Genomic DNA, 15,089 nt, shown 5'->3' with positions numbered 1-15,089 from the left:
GTCTTGATACTGTCTCTCGCTCACCAAAACTTCAGGTTGTTTTTCACCGCCTCACGTTTGAGCTCTTGGATGTGTTCGGTGAGCGGGATGTCTTTCGGGCAGACTTCCGTACAAGAGAACTGCGTCTGACACCGCCAGACGCCATGCTCCTGCTCGATGATTTCGAGCCGTTCCTGTTTGCGGTCTGCGCCCTCGCGTTCGTCCATCGCGAACCGGTACGCCTTATTAATCGCCGCGGGGCCGAGGTACTCGTTGTCGCCGGCAGCGACGTTACACGAGGACATACACGCCCCACACCAGATACAGCGCGTCGACATCTTGATCTTCTCACGGTTCGCTCGGGTCTGACGCTGCTCTTCGAGTTCGCCGTCCGGATACTCGTCCGCGTCGAAGTACGGCTCGACCGCCTCCATCTGGTCATAAAAGTGCTCCATGTCCACGACGAGATCCTTCGTGACGTCGGCGTGTGGTAGCGGTTCGACGCGGACCGGCGCTTCAAGCTCGCTTACCTGCGTCTTACACGCGAGCTTTTGACCGCCGTTGACGAACATCGCGTCGGAGCCACACACCGCCTGTCGGCAGGAGTGACGGAAGGTGAGCGAGGAGTCGTAGGTGTCGCGCGCGTACATGAGCGCGTCAAGTACAGTCATCCCTTTCGTGAACGGGACGTGGAACGTGTCGAACCGCGGCTCCTGTTTGCCTTCGACCTCCGGGTCGTACCGGAAGACCCGAAACTCGACGGTATCGTCGGCGGTCTTCGCACGCTCGGCTTCTTCGGCCTGACGCTGCTCGCGCCGCTCCGCGGCTCGCCGGCGCTTTTCGCTCCGGCGAACGTCACCCTGTGAGGGTCCTTCGTGCTCCGTTTCGGCCGTGTCTTCGGTCTTTTCGGTCTGTTTCGGTATCTGTGTGCTCATGGTCTGCGTGTGTGAGTGAGTGTCGTTGTGTTTGGGTTCCAGCGTGGTAGTTCTGTGGGTGGATGTGATCATACGGCGCGCCCTGTGTGGCGACACAGTAGCGGGCGACACCGATGGAGGCGGTCCCTCAGTAGAGTGGAATCCCCGCCCACGCGTTTGCGGTGCGAATCCCCTGGACGACCAACACGACGCTCGCGGCGACGAGCGTCCACTTGACCGCGGTGCGTTTCGTCCCCGAGAGGCCCTGATTCACCAGCGCATTGTAGACGCCGTTCACGCCGTGGAACGTCGCGGTGAGTAAAAACAGCACCATGAGCGAGTAGTAGCTCATCGTCTCCATGCGCCCGGAGCTCATAAGGAACGATACCTCGTCCGCGTGGTGAACGAAGTGGAGTAAAAAGAAGTGAAACGCCAACACGACGAGTAAGAACGCAGCCGTAATCCGCTGGAGAAGCCACATCCGTCCGCCCTGTTGGAACGAGGAGTAGCGCGTCGCCATCTTAGAACGCCCCCGCGATGAACGTCGGCACCGACGCGACAGTGATGGCGCCGGTCAAGATGAGTGACGCGTAGAAGCTCTTGTCCTGTGAGTCTAACCCGATTCCCACGTCGACCAACAACAGCCGGGTGCCGTTAAGCATGTGAAACACTGCAACGGCGAGAAGGCCCACCTCAAGGACACGCACCAACAGCAGTCCTTCGAGTGAGACGATGGTCTGGGTGTACACATCGTTACCCGCCTGCAGAACTGCCGTCTCTGCGCCTGAGGCCGGAATCGCCGTGCTCAACACCGCGATGTGTGTGAACAAGTATCCTATCAGCACCCACCCGGTGAACTTGTGAAAGATCCACGCCCACATCCCGGCCTCAAACTCCCGCCAGCGGCCGAAGTCCTCGATGAGGCCTCGATCGTACGACTGACTCATACTGAGGCGTCGGTGCTAGGGTCGTATAGTAGTTACTGATGATCGATGAGGATACTGCGTCCTGGCCGATGAGACGACTTGGCCGTGCGATGTCACCCACTGTACGGCCGAATCTCACGTATCGGCCCGATTCGGGCGCTCACGTCCCGATATCGACTGTCAGTCGGTCACGGAAGTCTTATACGTGGTCCGCCCGCTTTTACAATTGCAATGGCGAAAGGCGAAGTTGATTTCTTCAACGACACTGGCGGCTACGGTTTCATCGACACTGACGACGCGGACGAGGACGTGTTCTTCCACATGGAAGACGTCGGCGGCCCGGACCTTGAGGAGGGCCAAGAGGTCGAGTTCGACATCGAAGAGGCGGACAAGGGTCCGCGCGCGTCGAACGTCACCCGACTGTAGACGGCATCCAGAGCGGAGTGGTATCGGCTTTTTCGAGTATTCACCGCCGCGAGCGACGCAGTAACCCTACGGCCCAAAGCGGCAAACATTGTCCTACACCGACACGTCTATGACGGCCGCTGACTGACTAGTCAGTCTATGAGCGGGCAGCCAGGCGCCGCAGACGAGATCATGCAGGCCGTCTACAGCGCGCTGTGCACCCACGGCTACGCGGGATTGACGATGCAAGATATCGCCGACGAGTGCTCGAAAAGCAAGTCGTTACTCCACTACCACTACGATACGAAAGCCGACCTGCTCGTCGCGTTCTTAGACCGCGTGCTCGACGACTTCGAACGCCGTGTCGACGCCGCGGCCGACGAGCCACCTGAGGCCCGGCTCGTTGCGTTCATCGGGTGGTTCGTCTTCGAGCCCGCAGAGACAGAGCGTGAGTCCTACCACATCGCGTTGTTAGAGCTGCGTTCACAGGGCCCGTTCGACGACCGCATTCGGGAGCGGCTCCACCGGAGCGACCGACTCATCCGTGGCACCGCTGCCGCCATTCTCGAGTCGGGCATCGACGCCGGCGTGTTCGACGACGTCGCCGTCGACGAAACTGCCGCACTCCTCACCGCCGCGGTCGATGGGGCCCGTACCAGACAGATCACACTCGGCTCCGGGCTCGCCGACGTCAAGCCCACAGATGATACCGCAAGCGAGCCCGTAGGTGCCTCCGCTACCGACGAGCCACTGGCGCTCGTATCACCGTACACGCGGACGGTCGCCGAAGCAATCCTGAAGCGTCTTGTCGAGCCGATCCTCGCGGACGGGGTGACGCTCCCTCCACTCGAGGAGACGCTCGCCGATCTGACGGCACGGACCGGTGAGAATTTGGCCACCACGGCCGACGCAGTTGACAACCCCACCGAACCGGAGACAGCAGTCGAAGAAAGGAGTGAGACGACGGCAGCAGAGCCCGGCGAAGCGGCGGACGCTGTAAGCCCGGAGTCGTCGTCCGCAGACGGACGAGAGGGGGAGTAAGATGCGGTCACTGGCCAGGTATCGACGGTCCGGATGATAGCCGTGCCGCGATGGCCGGCTACCTTGTTCCCGCGCCTCCCGCCAGTGTTGCTCGCAGTGATAGCGAGCACCTTCTTCGTCGGGTTCGGTGGGGGCGTGGTGTTCCCGATTCTGCCGAACCTCGGGTCTGTTCTCGGCATCTCTGCCGTCACCGTCGGGCTCATTCTCTCGGCAAATCGACTCGTCCGACTCGTCGCGAACGCTCCCGCGGGGGCCCTCGTTGACCGATACGGGACGCGAACGCCGTTTGTCGCCGGGCTCTTCATCGAGGGTGTCGCAACGCTCGGGTACGTCGTCGCGGTCGCGTTGCCGCCGGCGTCGTCGCTCGGCTGGGTTGCTGCCGGTCTCGCTCGGGTCCCGCTTGGCCCGGTCGGTATCGGGCCCGGCACGTGGACCGCCCTTATCGCGCAGATCGTTGCTCCGGAGTGGTGGTTCCTTCTCGCTCGCGTCCTATGGGGGGTCGGGTCTGCCGGGGTGTTCGCGACCGCATACACGATCGCCGCCGACGTCTCCGATGGCGACTCCCGCGGCACCAACATGGGCGTCGTTCGCGGCGGCATCACGATGGGGTTTCCGGCTGGACTCGTCCTCGGCGGGGTCGTCTCGGCTGTCGCCGGCGACGTCGCAGCGTTCTCCGTCGCCGCCGTATTCGCTTTTATCGCGGCCGCCCTCGCCTACCGATATGTCCCCGAGACACACGTGTCGCGGACGGACGTTGACCAATCGGTCGGCCCCTGGGACGTGGACACTTCGACCCCAGCTGTCACCGTCGGGTTCGTCAACTTCGGACTCCTGTTCGCGTATATTGGGGCGTTGTTCGCCACGCTCGTGTTGTTTCTCGACGCGCGCGACCTCTCGCTGCTCGGGCTTGCGCCACAGGGGACGTCGGGATTGCTGATGGCCGGGACTGTCGTCGCCGCCGCGGTGTTCATGATTGTCGGTGGGCGGCTCTCTGACACGCGGGCGTCGCGAACACCTGTCCTGCTTGGCTTCCTCGTCGTCTCGTCTGTCGGCTTCCTCTTATTCGCTCGGGCAGCCTCGACGCTCGGGCTCGCGCTTGCCTGCGTCTGCATCGGAGCTGGCCAGGGCGGAACCAGCGGCCCCATGATGGCACTTCTTGCCGACTTGACTCCCGACGAGCGCATGGGCCGGGCCTCTGGGACGAACAACGTGCTCGGTGATGTCGGCGCCGCACTCGGCCCGCTGGTCTCACTCCCGCTCGTCGAGACCGTCGGGTTCGTACCGATTTATGGCGCCTGTGCGGCGGTCCCACTCATCGCAGGGGCGACACTCCTCGTCGGCGTGAAAGCAGAGACCGGGAGCTTCACGCCCGGACAGACAGCGGGCGACAGAGCCGAGCCCCCGGCCGGGCGGTGAGGGTTTGCCCCTACGGTCGCTGCGGGCCGGTTGTGAGAACGCTAGCCGGGGGGAAGCTGGCCGGAAAGAAGCCAGTCGGAAGTGGGACCCGTATGCGGACATCCACGTGGAACCAGACGCGGAACCAGAGACCGGTGCGTGCGAACCGCTCGCGCCCGCCCGGTCAAAGAACAACGGTTAAAAGTCACCGACGGGTTCTAACGCACATGGCTGGAACCATCGAGGCACTCGTCCCCGGCGGCCAGGCCAACCCTGGTCCGCCGCTCGGGCCGGAGCTTGGCCCGACGCCGGTGGACGTCCAAGACGTCGTGAGTCGGATCAACGAGGAGACCGCTGCGTTCGACGGTATGGAGGTCCCCGTCACCGTCGAGTACGACGACGACGGCGCCTTCACCATCGACGTTGGTGTCCCTCCGACCGCAGAGCTGATCAAAGACGAGGCTGGCTTCGAGACGGGCTCCGGCGAACCCCAGTCCGACTTCGTCGCAGACATGTCCATCGAGCAGGTGAAGACGGTCGCCGAGCAGAAGTCGACTGACCTCCTCTCGTACGACACGAAAAACGCCGCCAAAGAGGTCGGCGGCACCTGTGCGTCCCTCGGCGTTACGATTGAGGGCGAAGACGCACGAACCTTCGACGACCGCGTCGACGCCGGCGAGTACAACGACGTACTCGAGGCCTGATCGGACCGACGAGGCGTCACGCCGGACCGAGTGTGGTCCGGTGTCGTCGACAAGTGTGACGAGCAACGCGTTTGTGTCACCCCGGGAGGGCCACGTTGATCAGTGCGACGACCAATCCGGCGAGTCCCATCCGTGCGGCAGCGATGTACCATCGTTGGCCGGAGATGGCGCCCATATACGCCCCGAAGAGACCCAAAACGCCGATACCCGCAAGCACGCCAACGATGGCGGCGTCACGCATCGTGAGGACCGATTCTGTAAACACGAATGGTATGACGGGAACGAGTGTCCCGATGATCGGACCGAGTCCGCTCGACAGTGCGTGGACGACACGCGCCCGTCGTTGTGTGCGGTGGACGTGTGTCCCTTCGAGGCTCGTGAGCATCGCGCGCTCGAGCCGTGCCCGCTCCACGAGCGTCTCGGCTCGCTCGATCTCCCAGACGCTCCACAGCGCTGACGTTCCGAGCCCGACCGCCGCGCCGACGCCGATCGCGATAACCGTAGCTCCGTCGGAAACGCCGGTCAGAACGGCACCAACGACGATGCCGATGCTCGTAAGCGTCCCATCGAATCCGTTCGAGACGAAGTACCGTCGAGAGATGGCAAGCACGTCGTCGTCGAACAGGCGGGAGATCCGAGATCGGATCGACGTCACCGCTCTGACCCCGGCAACGGACGCCCAGGGTCGACGAGCCGCTCACCAAATGAGACTTGATCGACGGAGTGGACGGAGCCGCCGAGTGATTCGATTGCGGTCGTGATCGCGTCTAGATCGAGGTCGTCTCCCTCGAGTGTAACTACGATCGTCTGTACTGTCTTGTCTCGCTCGAGGAGCGAGGCTGTTACTCCGGTGACCGTCTGTGTCGCAGCAACCTGTTCGGTGAACGTCGCGAGCGGAGGGTCATGTGGTCGCAAGACGTCGACAATAACGCGTCGAAGTGGCGGCATACACCCGGGGAGGGCGGTGGAACGGAAAAACCACAGGATAACTGACACGAACGTAGAAGTGCGGGTTAGCCGGCGGGTTCGACCACGACCGCTCTATTCTCACCGCCGCAAACCGGCCTCTCGTCCGATTCTTCCGACACTCGTGGAACTCTCGACGGCTCCAATGATCTGTGTATTCGTACCACGATCGTATGGGTGACACCAAATCGGGACGAGACGAGGCGTCTCTCAGGAAGGAGCAGGCACAGCGTGAGCGTGAGATCGACCGCGAACTCGAAGCACGCGAACAAGAGAAAGACACAGATGGACAGGAGGCCGAAGGCGGCGAAGCTGAACCGACCGAGAACGCGGCGGGTGCAGAAACGGCCCCAGACACCGAAGACGACGAGTGAGTCAGTTCACGGACGGGCCTGCGTTGGGATGCGTTCTCGGACATGGTCCACAGGAGCCATACGCGTCGCCCGCCGAGTCGGCACATGGCAGACGAGCACGGGACAACTGACGCCCCCCACGCGAACCGCGGGTACCGACAGCTCTTCGCCGACGACGGGCTGACCGTCGGGATTGGATTTCCGTTGACTGGGACGCGCGAGTCGACACCGGCCGTCGACGAGGAAATGCGGCTGGCTCGTCACGCGGAGGCCGTCGGCTTCGATGGTCTTTGGGCACGTGACGTGCCGACGTACTGGCCACGGTTCGGTGACGCCGGTGGTGCGTTCGACCCGTGGCCGCTGCTCTCGCATGCGGCCGCCCACACGGAGTCGATCGCACTTGGGACCTCGAGTGTGATCCTCCCGCTGCGCCACCCAGTCCACCTCGCGAAGGCCGCCGCCAGCGTCGACCGGCTCTCCAACGGTCGGCTCGTCTTGGGGATTGCTTCGGGCGACCGCGACCCGGAGTACCCGGTGTTTGGTGTCGACAACGACGAGCGCGGCCGCGCGTTCCGTGAGCGCGTCGCGGCGATGCGTACCATCTGGCGGGAGTCGTTTCCAACCGTCGAGGGTGACTGGGGCACGCTCGACGGTGACCTCGACGTGCTTCCGAAGCCGACGAGCGAGACCCTCCCGCTCATTCCAACGGGGAACGCCCGTCAGTCGACGGAGTGGATAGCCGAGCACGGCGACGGCTGGTTGTTCTATCACCTGCCCGAGTCGACACTCGAGACGTACCTCGAGACGTGGCGCGAGCTCGCAGACGACAAGCCGTTTTCTATTGCGGTCCGCGTGAAATTAGCAGACGACCCGAACGCTGAGCCGGAGCCGATCCACCTCGGCTACCACGCCGGCGTCGAGTGGTTCAGCGACTACTTCTGTGACCTCCAGACGGCCGGTGTCGACCACGTGATTGTGGGGCTCCAAGGGGCCGATTCGGCGGGCGCGATGACGACGTTCGCCGATGGCGTCCTTGACGCATTGTGAGCCACACGCGTCAGTTTCTCACCCCACGAACGTTTTTGTAGGTTCGTCACAGAGTCGCACGCATGGACGAGACTCCTGTGCCGATACCGGACGCACAGTACGAGCGGCTCGCCGCGATGGCGGCCGCCCGCGGGGTGAGCGTTGAGGCGCTGCTCTGTGGACTAATAGACGACGCTGCCCGCGGAGGCTCACCGGCACCACAAGACGCTGATGGCCTTCCACTCGGCGTCTGTGGCGCGACTGGTCCGGAGCGACCGGCCGACGACTAACCCGTTAAACGCGACACCACACGACACGAGAATAGACGAGAACAACCGGCACCACGCCCACGGATGAGGTTGTTCAGGCGGGGTCGGGTGCCGTCACCTCGACGGTAACCCGGTCGGCGTCGACGCCGATTCGGGCGAACTGCGTTCGGACGTGTTCGCGGGCCGCATCGAGCGCCGCCTCCCGCGTGTCGAAGCCGCGTGACATGGGTTCTTCGAACGCGACCCGAATCTCTGTCCCGTCGAGTTGAAGCGGTGATCCACCGCTTTCGACCTCGTAGAAGGCGTCACACACCCAGACGTAGGGAGCCGTCTCGTCCGGTGCTCCTTTGTACGTCGGCGGCTCCTCGCCGCGTTCGAACACCGTGCCGGTGAGGTCCGTTCCGCCGCCACTGCCGCGAACGAGTAACATATCGCTGATAGGGGGTTCGGCGGCAAAAGCTCGTCTGTGTGGCGGGTTGGGGAGTCGTGCGGACCACCGGGGGAAACCGCTTTGCGGATGGAGGGCGCGGTGTGAGACATGACTCTCGAGGACTTCACCGAGTTCACCGACCGCGACGACGGTGGCGAGACTACCGATGCGGCGGCGGATACCGCCGCGGACGCTCCCGAGCCAGCGGCTGAAAACACGGATGCCGAAGACAGCGATACCAGTACGGGTACCGATCCCGAGTCGGCGGCGGTGACCGACTCGACGGTGAGCGGCGAGCACCCGTCTACGGACGACTTCGCGAATTACGACGTCGAGCCGACCGGCGACGACCGTGGGCTCGGCGTTGTCGCGGTCTCACAGGGACTTCGGGTCTCCAATGCCGAAGACGACACCACGCTCCGGGCGTTCATCACGACGGACAATCGCGATGCAGTTCGGCTCGGGACCTACCTACTGGTGCCGTACCCCGACGGGGAGCGACTCTTCGCGCAGATCTCTGCACTCGAGTACGCACAGGAGTTTCGCGCCGATGACGCCACCGAAATCCACGCGCGCCGAGAGATGCGCCGCGAGGAGTTCACCGAACGAGACTACAAGTTCGTCGCCGAACTCAACCCGGTGGCGATGGTGTACGAGGACGGAGCCGAGCTGCGTCGCCGGATGACAGACCGGGTTCCAAAACCCGGCTCGGTGGTCGAAGCGGCCGCAGACGACGCAGAGATCAAGACCGGGCTGACAATTCCCGAGTCAGGCGTCTTTCTCGGCCACCTCGCGGTCGGCGGCGAGCGCGTCCGGACGGCGGCATCGCCCCCGACGGTCGACTACCGGATCCGGGACGACTACAGCGAGGGCGACCCGCTCGCGTTCAGGCACACCCTCGTCGCCGGGGGGACAGGCTCCGGGAAGACACACGCCGCGAAGAACGTCCTCCGGCAGTACCTTGACGCCGACCGAACGTACCCGATGGATGACGGCCGCGACGCGCGCATGGCTGTCGTCCAGTTCGACCCGCAAGACGAGTACGCCCAGATGCACGACGATAACCCGTCGATGGACGCGGCGACGGCGAGACGGCTCGATCGTGAGGGGATTGCACACGGCGGTCACGATGATACGATAGCGCTCGTACCGAGTGTCCCGGATGCGACGTACCCAGGCGAGGGCCATCGTGCCGAGCGGATTTCGTTCACGATTCCGTTCTCGATGGTCGACGAGTACGACATGCCGTGGCTCGTCGCGGGGTCCGGGCTCAACGACAACCAGTACGCGGGGCTCTCGACGCTCCTCCGGCGATTCTTCCGCGACTACGGCGATGAGGGGACGTACCGTGAGTTCCTTACCTTCCTCGACGATCCCACCCTCCAAGAGGAGCTCCACGAGAGCGGCCGGGTACATGAGGCGACGTACGACGCGGTCAAACGCCGGGTGCGCGCGGTTCCCGGCGGCGTCTTCGACGGTGACGCGGTTCCCATCACCGAACTCGACCATACGCTCGTTCGGCCGGGTGGACTGAGCGTGATTCCGACGTACCACCTCCCCACGTCCAGACAAAAAGAGATCGTCGTGCTCGCGGTGTCGTCGATGCTCGTCGGCGACAAGCTGTCAAACGACCCGCGAAGCGATCGGATCAAACAGACGCCGCTTTTGATCGGGATGGACGAGGCACACAACTTCCTCGCCGACGCCGACACCGTCCAGGCGCGCCAGGTCGTCTCAACGTTCACCGAGGCGGCAAAACAGGGGCGAAAAGAGCGGCTCGGGCTCTTTTTGATCACCCAGGACCCACAGGACATCGCCGACCCTGTATTCAAACAAGTGAACACGACGGTCGTGTTGAACCTCGGTGATGAGGACGCGATCCAGAGCGTAAACATCCCGACGGCGCTCGCCGGAAAGGTACCGTACATGCAGAAGGGCCAGATGGTGGTGTACTCACCCGACAACTCCGAGCCGGTCGAACTCATCGGACTCTCGACGTGCGTCACCCGGCACGGCGAGTGAGCCCCAGCGAGAACCAGCCCCCGGCTTTTTGCTGGTCCCGGGGTATCGACCACTATGGCGAAGCGAATCCTCGTCGCGGTCGACGGCTCCGAAGAGGCGGCCGAGGCGCTCACCTTCGCGGCCGACGAGTGGCCAGATGCTGCCGTGACTGCCCTACACGTCATCAATCCCGCCGAGTCGACGACGGGTGCTGACGGCGGGTTCCCGGGCGCGGTCCAACAGTGGTACGATAGTGCTCATGCCCGCGGTGAACGCATCCTCGCGGAAGCCGCGGACCGGGTCGACCGTCCGGTCGAGACGCGACTTGAGGTCGGGCGACCGACGACGACCATCGTCGCAGTCGCCGCCGGATCAGAAGACGAGGCCGGTGGGGACGGCAGCTCCGATCGCGACAGAGACGGTGGCGACGCCGGCACTGGGACGCATGCGTCAACCCAGCCGTTCGACCACGTCGTGCTCGCGAGCCAGGGACGGACGGGACTCTCGCGGGTCCTCTTAGGAAGCGTCGCCGAGGGCGTCGTGCGACGAGCCGACGTCCCGGTCACGGTCGTTCGGTGACCGCCGGTAATCGCCGGTCTGTGTCCCGTGAACTCCGCGTCGACGACTCAGGAGCATCGTGGATCGCTGATAGCCACAGGCTACGCGTCGTCAGTGGGTGTCGCCGCGACCACCGTTCCGAGCATCGACCACCCGTTTTCATCCGGGCCGGAGCGACCGAGCAGCACTGATTCGTAGTCGTCCGTAGTGATCAGTCGAAAGGCAGCGTCTGTATCCTCGTCGGTCCGGACGCCCTCGCCGCGAAACTCTCGCTGGAAGAACTCCGTCGACGAGAACTCGAAGGTGCCGGTCTCGCCGCTGTCGAGTTCGAGCCGGATCGGGTCCGGTTGGACGTTGTGGATCCGTTTGGCGATCGGGTGTAGGTCCGCCATACCACGTAGTTCGTCGTCGCGGCGCTAAAATGCCGCGAAGCTGCGGCCGGTCGACAGGGGTGAGTCTTCGGGACCGAAAACATAAAACGTGAAACGATCGATCAACTATGTATTGTGAACGTCGTCTCGTCTGACACCGTCATCGGGGTGGCATCGATCCGTGGGTGAGGCGACGGTTTCGAACGCCGTTCTCGTCACCGTTGACTCGCTTCGCGCCGACGCGGTCGGCGCGTACACCGGTGACCGCCACACACCGGTCATCGACTCGCTCGCCGCGCGCGGGACGGTCTTCGATCACGCCTTCGCGACGGGCAACTGGACGCCATTCTCGTTTCCCTCGATACTGGCGTCCTCGAGCGTCTTCGCCGAAAGCGGTGCCATCGGCGTTGAGGAGGCGACAACCCTCGCAGAAACACTGTCTTCGGCTGGCGTCGAGACCGCCGGGTTCAACGCCGCAAACGGCTTTTTGACCTCCCACTGGGGGTACGACGAGGGCTTCGACGCTTTCGAGCCGTTCGTCGCCAGCGTCGGCTCTAGTATCTACAGCAAGTACCTTGCGACCCACCCAACGGTCGAGGCGTGGATCCAGCTGCTCGGCTCACCGCTCCGCCGCATCGAGTCGCGAATCCGCGGTAAAACCGATGACCGGCCGTTCCTCGACACCTCGCGTATGTTCGACGTCGAACATGCCGCCACGTCGTTCCTGGAGACGACGGACGAGCCGTTCTTCCTCTGGGTCCACTATATGGACGCACACACCCCGTACGTCCCCGCCCCGCGGTACATCCGCGAGGTGTCGTCGAACCTTCTTGGCACCCACCAACTGCTCCACGCTCACACGCGAACTGGCCTCGGGCTTGACGTCGACGACCGAACGCTTGAGGAGCTCGAGACGCTCTATCGGGCAGCGGTTCGACAGGTCGATGCCAGCATCGGCCGTATCCTCGATACACTCGACGCCGAAGGTGTCGCTGACGACACCGCCGTCATCCTCGCCGGCGACCACGGCGAAGAGTTTCAAGAACACGGCCATCTCGCACACTACCCGAAGCTGTACGACGAGTTGATACAGGTCCCGCTTGTCGTCGACGTCCCCGGGGCGCCACGTCGACGAGTCGACCACGGCGTCGGCCTCGACGCGATTCCACCGACCATCGCGGCGTTACTCGGTGTCGAACCTCCGGACGAGTGGGAGGGTGAGAACCTCCGCTCAACGGTCACCGATGGCAGCCCCCCGACCGCAGAGCCGATCGTCTCTGTGACCGTCCGGGGTGACGATGTGACGGCCCAACCGATTCCGCGGTCGCTTGCCGACGGCGACCTCTACATCAGCGTTCGCGACGCCGAGTGGACGTACATCGAGAACGTCGAAGATGGGTCGACAGAGCTCTACCACCGGCCGTCGGATCCGACCCAACAGAGAGACCGCACCGTCGACCCGACCGACGACGACCAGACGGTCATCGATCGGTTCGCCCCCCTGGCCGACGCCCACGCCGCGACGATCCGTACCGACGGCGAGAGAGCCACACCAGCACAGGTAGACGAGGACCTCGGAGCACGACTGGAGGCACTCGGCTACAAATAAATGATCCGGTCGCTGCTCCGCGGACTGGCCGACGGTCCACTCGCGCTCCAGCTTCGCCGATTCGTCATCGTCGGGGCGGCCGCGTCGGCGGTCCAAATGGCGCTTTTGTGGCTGTTCGTCGACGTCGGTGGCGTAAACTACCTGCTTGCGGCGACCGTCTCGATCGAACTCACCATTCTCCTTTCGTACGTGCTCAACAACGCCTGGACGTTCCGTGGCTCGCGCAACACGGGCGTCCGCGAGTACCTCCACGGGCTGTGTAAGACGAACTTGGTCCGCGGGACCGCAATCCCGATCCAACTGGGTGCCCTCTTCGCTTTCGTCGAGGTCGCCGAGGTCTTGTATCTCGTCGCAAACGGCCTCGCGATCGTCGTGAGCGGTCTGTATCGGTTCGTCCTTGACGCCCACTGGACGTGGGGTGGCTGACCGTGTCGGTCGCGTCGACGGTCGGCATTGTCGGTCCTGCCGCGGAAGCAGCCGTACCGGCGGTCGTCTCCGGGGTGCTTGGTTCTGGATCGGTCGTCGCCGGCGCCGAGGCAGGTCTCGAGGCGCTCGTCGAGTCGGCTACGGGGTGGGCCGGAATGGTGGTCGTCTTCGTGTACTCGTTTTTGATCGCCTTTGCACTCCCCGGGCCGAGTGAAGTCGTCCTCGCGGCGCCGATCGACTTCGGGTTCCCGCGGTGGGTCCACCTCGGAAGTATCATGCTCGTCAGTGCGACGGGGAAGGCGTTCGGGAGCGTGTTCGCCTTCCACATCGGCCAAGAGGTCAAACAGTCTGGTCCGGTCATCCGGTGGCTTCGGCGCTCGCGCTGGAACGTCGTAGCGTGGTCTGAGACGCGATCGGCACAGCTCGCACAGCGGTACGGGTACGGCGGGCTCGCAATTGCCCTCTCGGTGCCCTTTTTCCCCGACACCCTCTCGATCTACGCGTTCGCCGTCCTCGAGCGTGATTACACCCGGTTCGCCGTGGCGACCTTCCTCGGGAGCCTCGGCCGGCTTACGGTCACGCTCGCGCTCGTCGGCAGCGTCGCCACGGTCGTGTGAGCCGACTCACCACGGTCGACGTGCTCGTATGGGAGGACTCGAGAAGCCGGCGCCTCAAAACGACACCTCGGTGCCGTCACCCGCGTCGACCGCACGCCGATAGACGGCCGTGCCAGCCGCCGCGTCGAGCGTCGCTGACCCCACGCTCGTGACCACGAGCGTCCCGCTCGGCGACTCGCGGGTGTACCCGTCGGCAAGTGGCACGCCGAGCTCGACGAGGTCGGCCGTATTGAGGGGGCTCGCCAGCACGTCACCGGTGTGGGCCGCTTCGCCCGGCACGTCGGCAAACACCTGCTCGGCGTCCGCGAGGATGGCCGGCTCGAGCTCTTGCATCTCGTCGGTGAATGCCCCGACGGCAACGACGAGCGCCCCGGGTGCCAGCGCGGCCTCCGGGAACACCGGCTCGGTCGCTGTCGTCGCGGTCACAACCACGTCGGCGTCGGTGACCGCTTCAGTCGGCGTCGCAACAGAGCGAGCCGGAATCGCCTCACCATCGAGGTCGCTCGCACACTCTACTCGCGACTCACTCGGTGAGTAGATCCGAACGTCGTTGAGCGACGCTACGGTCGCGATCGCCCGGGTCTGCCAGCGCGCCTGCGCGCCCGCGCCGACGACACCGAGCGTGAGTGAGTCGGTGTCGGGTGCGAGCGCACGGACCGCGGCCGCACCGATACAGCCTGTTCGGGCATTCGTCACCGTCGTGCCGGCGATCAACGCCTCAGGGACGCCGGTTCGCGCGTCGGTGAGCACTATTTGTGCGTTGATCGTCGGAAGGCCGCGGTCCGCATTTCCCTCGTGGACCCCAACCAGCTTCGTCGCGTAGTGGTCAGCGCCGTGGACGTACGCTGGCATGGCGATACCGGTTCCCATGGGCTCGTCACCGTCGAGCCCGACACCGACCGGAAAGTGTGGCCGCTCTGGTCGTTCGACCTCGCCGGCGGCCTGTCGTATCAGCGTCTCTGTGACGACATCGACGAGCGGGCCAAGTTCCAGCTGCCGTTCGACGTCAGCCGCTGAGAGAACAAGTACCATGGTCACGACCGATGCACGCGGGTGAGTTAGGGCTTTGCCACGGGGACAGACCTCGGATTCTGGGCCC

General features: G+C 64.3%; 20 protein-coding genes. 12 read left to right on the top strand and 8 right to left on the bottom strand.

Going from position 1 to position 15,089, the window contains the following annotated elements; all coding sequences use genetic code 11:
* Positions 1–20: 20 nt before the first annotated feature.
* From ACWUI7_RS10355 to sdhC, 3 genes are all read right to left on the bottom strand, one after another.
* On the bottom strand, positions 21–914 hold the full coding sequence (locus ACWUI7_RS10355; protein ID WP_496642148.1) for a succinate dehydrogenase/fumarate reductase iron-sulfur subunit: 894 nt from the start codon (positions 912–914) through the stop codon (positions 21–23).
* Between the two features lie 127 nt (positions 915–1,041).
* The gene (locus ACWUI7_RS10350; RefSeq protein WP_496642147.1) at positions 1,042–1,413 is read right to left on the bottom strand and encodes a succinate dehydrogenase/fumarate reductase transmembrane subunit; all 372 of its coding nucleotides are present in this window, start codon (positions 1,411–1,413) and stop codon (positions 1,042–1,044) included.
* A gap of 1 nt (position 1,414) precedes the next feature.
* On the bottom strand, positions 1,415–1,840 hold the full coding sequence (sdhC, locus tag ACWUI7_RS10345; RefSeq protein WP_496642146.1) for a succinate dehydrogenase, cytochrome b556 subunit: 426 nt from the start codon (positions 1,838–1,840) through the stop codon (positions 1,415–1,417).
* Positions 1,841–2,050: 210 nt separating this feature from the next.
* On the opposite strand from sdhC, the gene ACWUI7_RS10340 reads away from it, so the two are divergent.
* The 4 genes from ACWUI7_RS10340 (at position 2,051) to ACWUI7_RS10325 (ending at position 5,364) form a co-directional block, all read left to right on the top strand.
* A complete protein-coding gene (locus ACWUI7_RS10340) occupies positions 2,051–2,245 on the top strand; it encodes a cold-shock protein (RefSeq protein ID WP_435162156.1) in 195 nt (64 codons plus the stop codon).
* 138 nt (positions 2,246–2,383) lie between these two features.
* On the top strand, positions 2,384–3,265 hold the full coding sequence (locus tag ACWUI7_RS10335; protein ID WP_496642145.1) for a TetR/AcrR family transcriptional regulator: 882 nt from the start codon (positions 2,384–2,386) through the stop codon (positions 3,263–3,265).
* A gap of 33 nt (positions 3,266–3,298) precedes the next feature.
* Positions 3,299–4,681: an MFS transporter gene (locus ACWUI7_RS10330; RefSeq protein WP_496642144.1), complete on the top strand. Its 1,383-nt coding sequence runs from the start codon at positions 3,299–3,301 to the stop codon at positions 4,679–4,681.
* Positions 4,682–4,887: 206 nt separating this feature from the next.
* Positions 4,888–5,364: a 50S ribosomal protein L11 gene (locus ACWUI7_RS10325; protein ID WP_496642143.1), complete on the top strand. Its 477-nt coding sequence runs from the start codon at positions 4,888–4,890 to the stop codon at positions 5,362–5,364.
* A 76-nt stretch (positions 5,365–5,440) separates the two neighbouring features.
* Here ACWUI7_RS10325 and ACWUI7_RS10320 read toward each other — a convergent pair whose 3' ends face one another.
* Together ACWUI7_RS10320 and ACWUI7_RS10315 are read right to left on the bottom strand one after the other, a co-directional pair.
* Positions 5,441–6,019 carry a VIT1/CCC1 transporter family protein gene (locus ACWUI7_RS10320; RefSeq protein ID WP_496642142.1) on the bottom strand — a complete coding sequence of 193 codons (579 nt, stop codon included), beginning with the start codon at positions 6,017–6,019 and terminating at the stop codon, positions 5,441–5,443.
* Positions 6,016–6,312: a DUF211 domain-containing protein gene (locus tag ACWUI7_RS10315; RefSeq protein WP_496642141.1), complete on the bottom strand. Its 297-nt coding sequence runs from the start codon at positions 6,310–6,312 to the stop codon at positions 6,016–6,018. Before ACWUI7_RS10315 ends, ACWUI7_RS10320 begins: the two co-directional genes overlap by 4 nt.
* A gap of 191 nt (positions 6,313–6,503) precedes the next feature.
* Between ACWUI7_RS10315 and ACWUI7_RS10310 the strand changes: the two genes are divergently transcribed.
* The 3 genes from ACWUI7_RS10310 (at position 6,504) to ACWUI7_RS10300 (ending at position 7,999) form a co-directional block, all read left to right on the top strand.
* A complete protein-coding gene (locus ACWUI7_RS10310; RefSeq protein ID WP_496642140.1) occupies positions 6,504–6,704 on the top strand; it encodes a hypothetical protein in 201 nt (66 codons plus the stop codon).
* 84 nt (positions 6,705–6,788) lie between these two features.
* The gene (locus ACWUI7_RS10305; RefSeq protein WP_496642139.1) at positions 6,789–7,730 is read left to right on the top strand and encodes an LLM class oxidoreductase; all 942 of its coding nucleotides are present in this window, start codon (positions 6,789–6,791) and stop codon (positions 7,728–7,730) included.
* A gap of 62 nt (positions 7,731–7,792) precedes the next feature.
* A complete protein-coding gene (locus tag ACWUI7_RS10300) occupies positions 7,793–7,999 on the top strand; it encodes a hypothetical protein (RefSeq protein ID WP_496642138.1) in 207 nt (68 codons plus the stop codon).
* A 73-nt stretch (positions 8,000–8,072) separates the two neighbouring features.
* Here the strand turns inward: ACWUI7_RS10300 and ACWUI7_RS10295 are convergent, their stop codons facing one another.
* Positions 8,073–8,408, bottom strand: coding sequence for a DUF7113 family protein (locus ACWUI7_RS10295; protein WP_496642137.1), 336 nt, complete (start codon positions 8,406–8,408; stop codon positions 8,073–8,075).
* 108 nt (positions 8,409–8,516) lie between these two features.
* Between ACWUI7_RS10295 and ACWUI7_RS10290 the strand changes: the two genes are divergently transcribed.
* Together ACWUI7_RS10290 and ACWUI7_RS10285 are read left to right on the top strand one after the other, a co-directional pair.
* On the top strand, positions 8,517–10,430 hold the full coding sequence (locus ACWUI7_RS10290; RefSeq protein ID WP_496642136.1) for an ATP-binding protein: 1,914 nt from the start codon (positions 8,517–8,519) through the stop codon (positions 10,428–10,430).
* A 54-nt stretch (positions 10,431–10,484) separates the two neighbouring features.
* Positions 10,485–10,988, top strand: coding sequence for a universal stress protein (locus ACWUI7_RS10285; RefSeq protein WP_496642135.1), 504 nt, complete (start codon positions 10,485–10,487; stop codon positions 10,986–10,988).
* Between the two features lie 80 nt (positions 10,989–11,068).
* Here the strand turns inward: ACWUI7_RS10285 and ACWUI7_RS10280 are convergent, their stop codons facing one another.
* On the bottom strand, positions 11,069–11,359 hold the full coding sequence (locus ACWUI7_RS10280) for a DUF8072 family protein (protein WP_496642134.1): 291 nt from the start codon (positions 11,357–11,359) through the stop codon (positions 11,069–11,071).
* Positions 11,360–11,519: 160 nt separating this feature from the next.
* Between ACWUI7_RS10280 and ACWUI7_RS10275 the strand changes: the two genes are divergently transcribed.
* From ACWUI7_RS10275 to ACWUI7_RS10265, 3 genes are all read left to right on the top strand, one after another.
* The gene (locus ACWUI7_RS10275) at positions 11,520–12,947 is read left to right on the top strand and encodes a sulfatase (protein ID WP_496642133.1); all 1,428 of its coding nucleotides are present in this window, start codon (positions 11,520–11,522) and stop codon (positions 12,945–12,947) included.
* The gene (locus tag ACWUI7_RS10270) at positions 12,948–13,373 is read left to right on the top strand and encodes a GtrA family protein (protein WP_496642132.1); all 426 of its coding nucleotides are present in this window, start codon (positions 12,948–12,950) and stop codon (positions 13,371–13,373) included. It abuts the gene before it with no gap.
* 74 nt (positions 13,374–13,447) lie between these two features.
* Entirely contained in the window at positions 13,448–13,990 is a 543-nt protein-coding gene (locus ACWUI7_RS10265) for a YqaA family protein (RefSeq protein ID WP_496642325.1), read from the top strand.
* Between the two features lie 54 nt (positions 13,991–14,044).
* Here the strand turns inward: ACWUI7_RS10265 and ACWUI7_RS10260 are convergent, their stop codons facing one another.
* Positions 14,045–15,022, bottom strand: a complete 978-nt coding sequence (locus tag ACWUI7_RS10260) for an ornithine cyclodeaminase family protein (RefSeq protein WP_496642131.1) — start codon at positions 15,020–15,022, stop codon at positions 14,045–14,047.
* Between the last annotated feature and the right edge of the window lie 67 nt (positions 15,023–15,089).

It is taken from the genome of Halorubrum orientale, assembly GCF_059623105.1.
Note: the sequence above shows the minus strand (reverse complement) of the source record. Positions and strands in the feature narration are given on the sequence as shown.

Excerpts from the sequence above, each read along its gene's own strand:
- ACWUI7_RS10355 (WP_496642148.1), bottom strand. The coding sequence starts at position 914 with ATGAGCACACAGATACCGAAACAGACCGAAAAGACCGAAGACACGGCC.
- ACWUI7_RS10315 (WP_496642141.1), bottom strand. The coding sequence starts at position 6,312 with ATGCCGCCACTTCGACGCGTTATTGTCGACGTCTTGCGACCACATGAC.
- ACWUI7_RS10285 (WP_496642135.1), top strand. The coding sequence starts at position 10,485 with ATGGCGAAGCGAATCCTCGTCGCGGTCGACGGCTCCGAAGAGGCGGCC.
- ACWUI7_RS10290 (WP_496642136.1), top strand. The coding sequence starts at position 8,517 with ATGACTCTCGAGGACTTCACCGAGTTCACCGACCGCGACGACGGTGGC.
- ACWUI7_RS10340 (WP_435162156.1), top strand. The coding sequence starts at position 2,051 with ATGGCGAAAGGCGAAGTTGATTTCTTCAACGACACTGGCGGCTACGGT.
- ACWUI7_RS10280 (WP_496642134.1), bottom strand. The coding sequence starts at position 11,359 with ATGGCGGACCTACACCCGATCGCCAAACGGATCCACAACGTCCAACCG.
- ACWUI7_RS10295 (WP_496642137.1), bottom strand. The coding sequence starts at position 8,408 with ATGTTACTCGTTCGCGGCAGTGGCGGCGGAACGGACCTCACCGGCACG.
- ACWUI7_RS10270 (WP_496642132.1), top strand. The coding sequence starts at position 12,948 with ATGATCCGGTCGCTGCTCCGCGGACTGGCCGACGGTCCACTCGCGCTC.
- ACWUI7_RS10260 (WP_496642131.1), bottom strand. The coding sequence starts at position 15,022 with ATGGTACTTGTTCTCTCAGCGGCTGACGTCGAACGGCAGCTGGAACTT.
- ACWUI7_RS10335 (WP_496642145.1), top strand. The coding sequence starts at position 2,384 with ATGAGCGGGCAGCCAGGCGCCGCAGACGAGATCATGCAGGCCGTCTAC.
- sdhC (WP_496642146.1), bottom strand. The coding sequence starts at position 1,840 with ATGAGTCAGTCGTACGATCGAGGCCTCATCGAGGACTTCGGCCGCTGG.
- ACWUI7_RS10350 (WP_496642147.1), bottom strand. The coding sequence starts at position 1,413 with ATGGCGACGCGCTACTCCTCGTTCCAACAGGGCGGACGGATGTGGCTT.
- ACWUI7_RS10325 (WP_496642143.1), top strand. The coding sequence starts at position 4,888 with ATGGCTGGAACCATCGAGGCACTCGTCCCCGGCGGCCAGGCCAACCCT.
- ACWUI7_RS10300 (WP_496642138.1), top strand. The coding sequence starts at position 7,793 with ATGGACGAGACTCCTGTGCCGATACCGGACGCACAGTACGAGCGGCTC.
- ACWUI7_RS10330 (WP_496642144.1), top strand. The coding sequence starts at position 3,299 with ATGATAGCCGTGCCGCGATGGCCGGCTACCTTGTTCCCGCGCCTCCCG.
- ACWUI7_RS10305 (WP_496642139.1), top strand. The coding sequence starts at position 6,789 with ATGGCAGACGAGCACGGGACAACTGACGCCCCCCACGCGAACCGCGGG.
- ACWUI7_RS10310 (WP_496642140.1), top strand. The coding sequence starts at position 6,504 with ATGGGTGACACCAAATCGGGACGAGACGAGGCGTCTCTCAGGAAGGAG.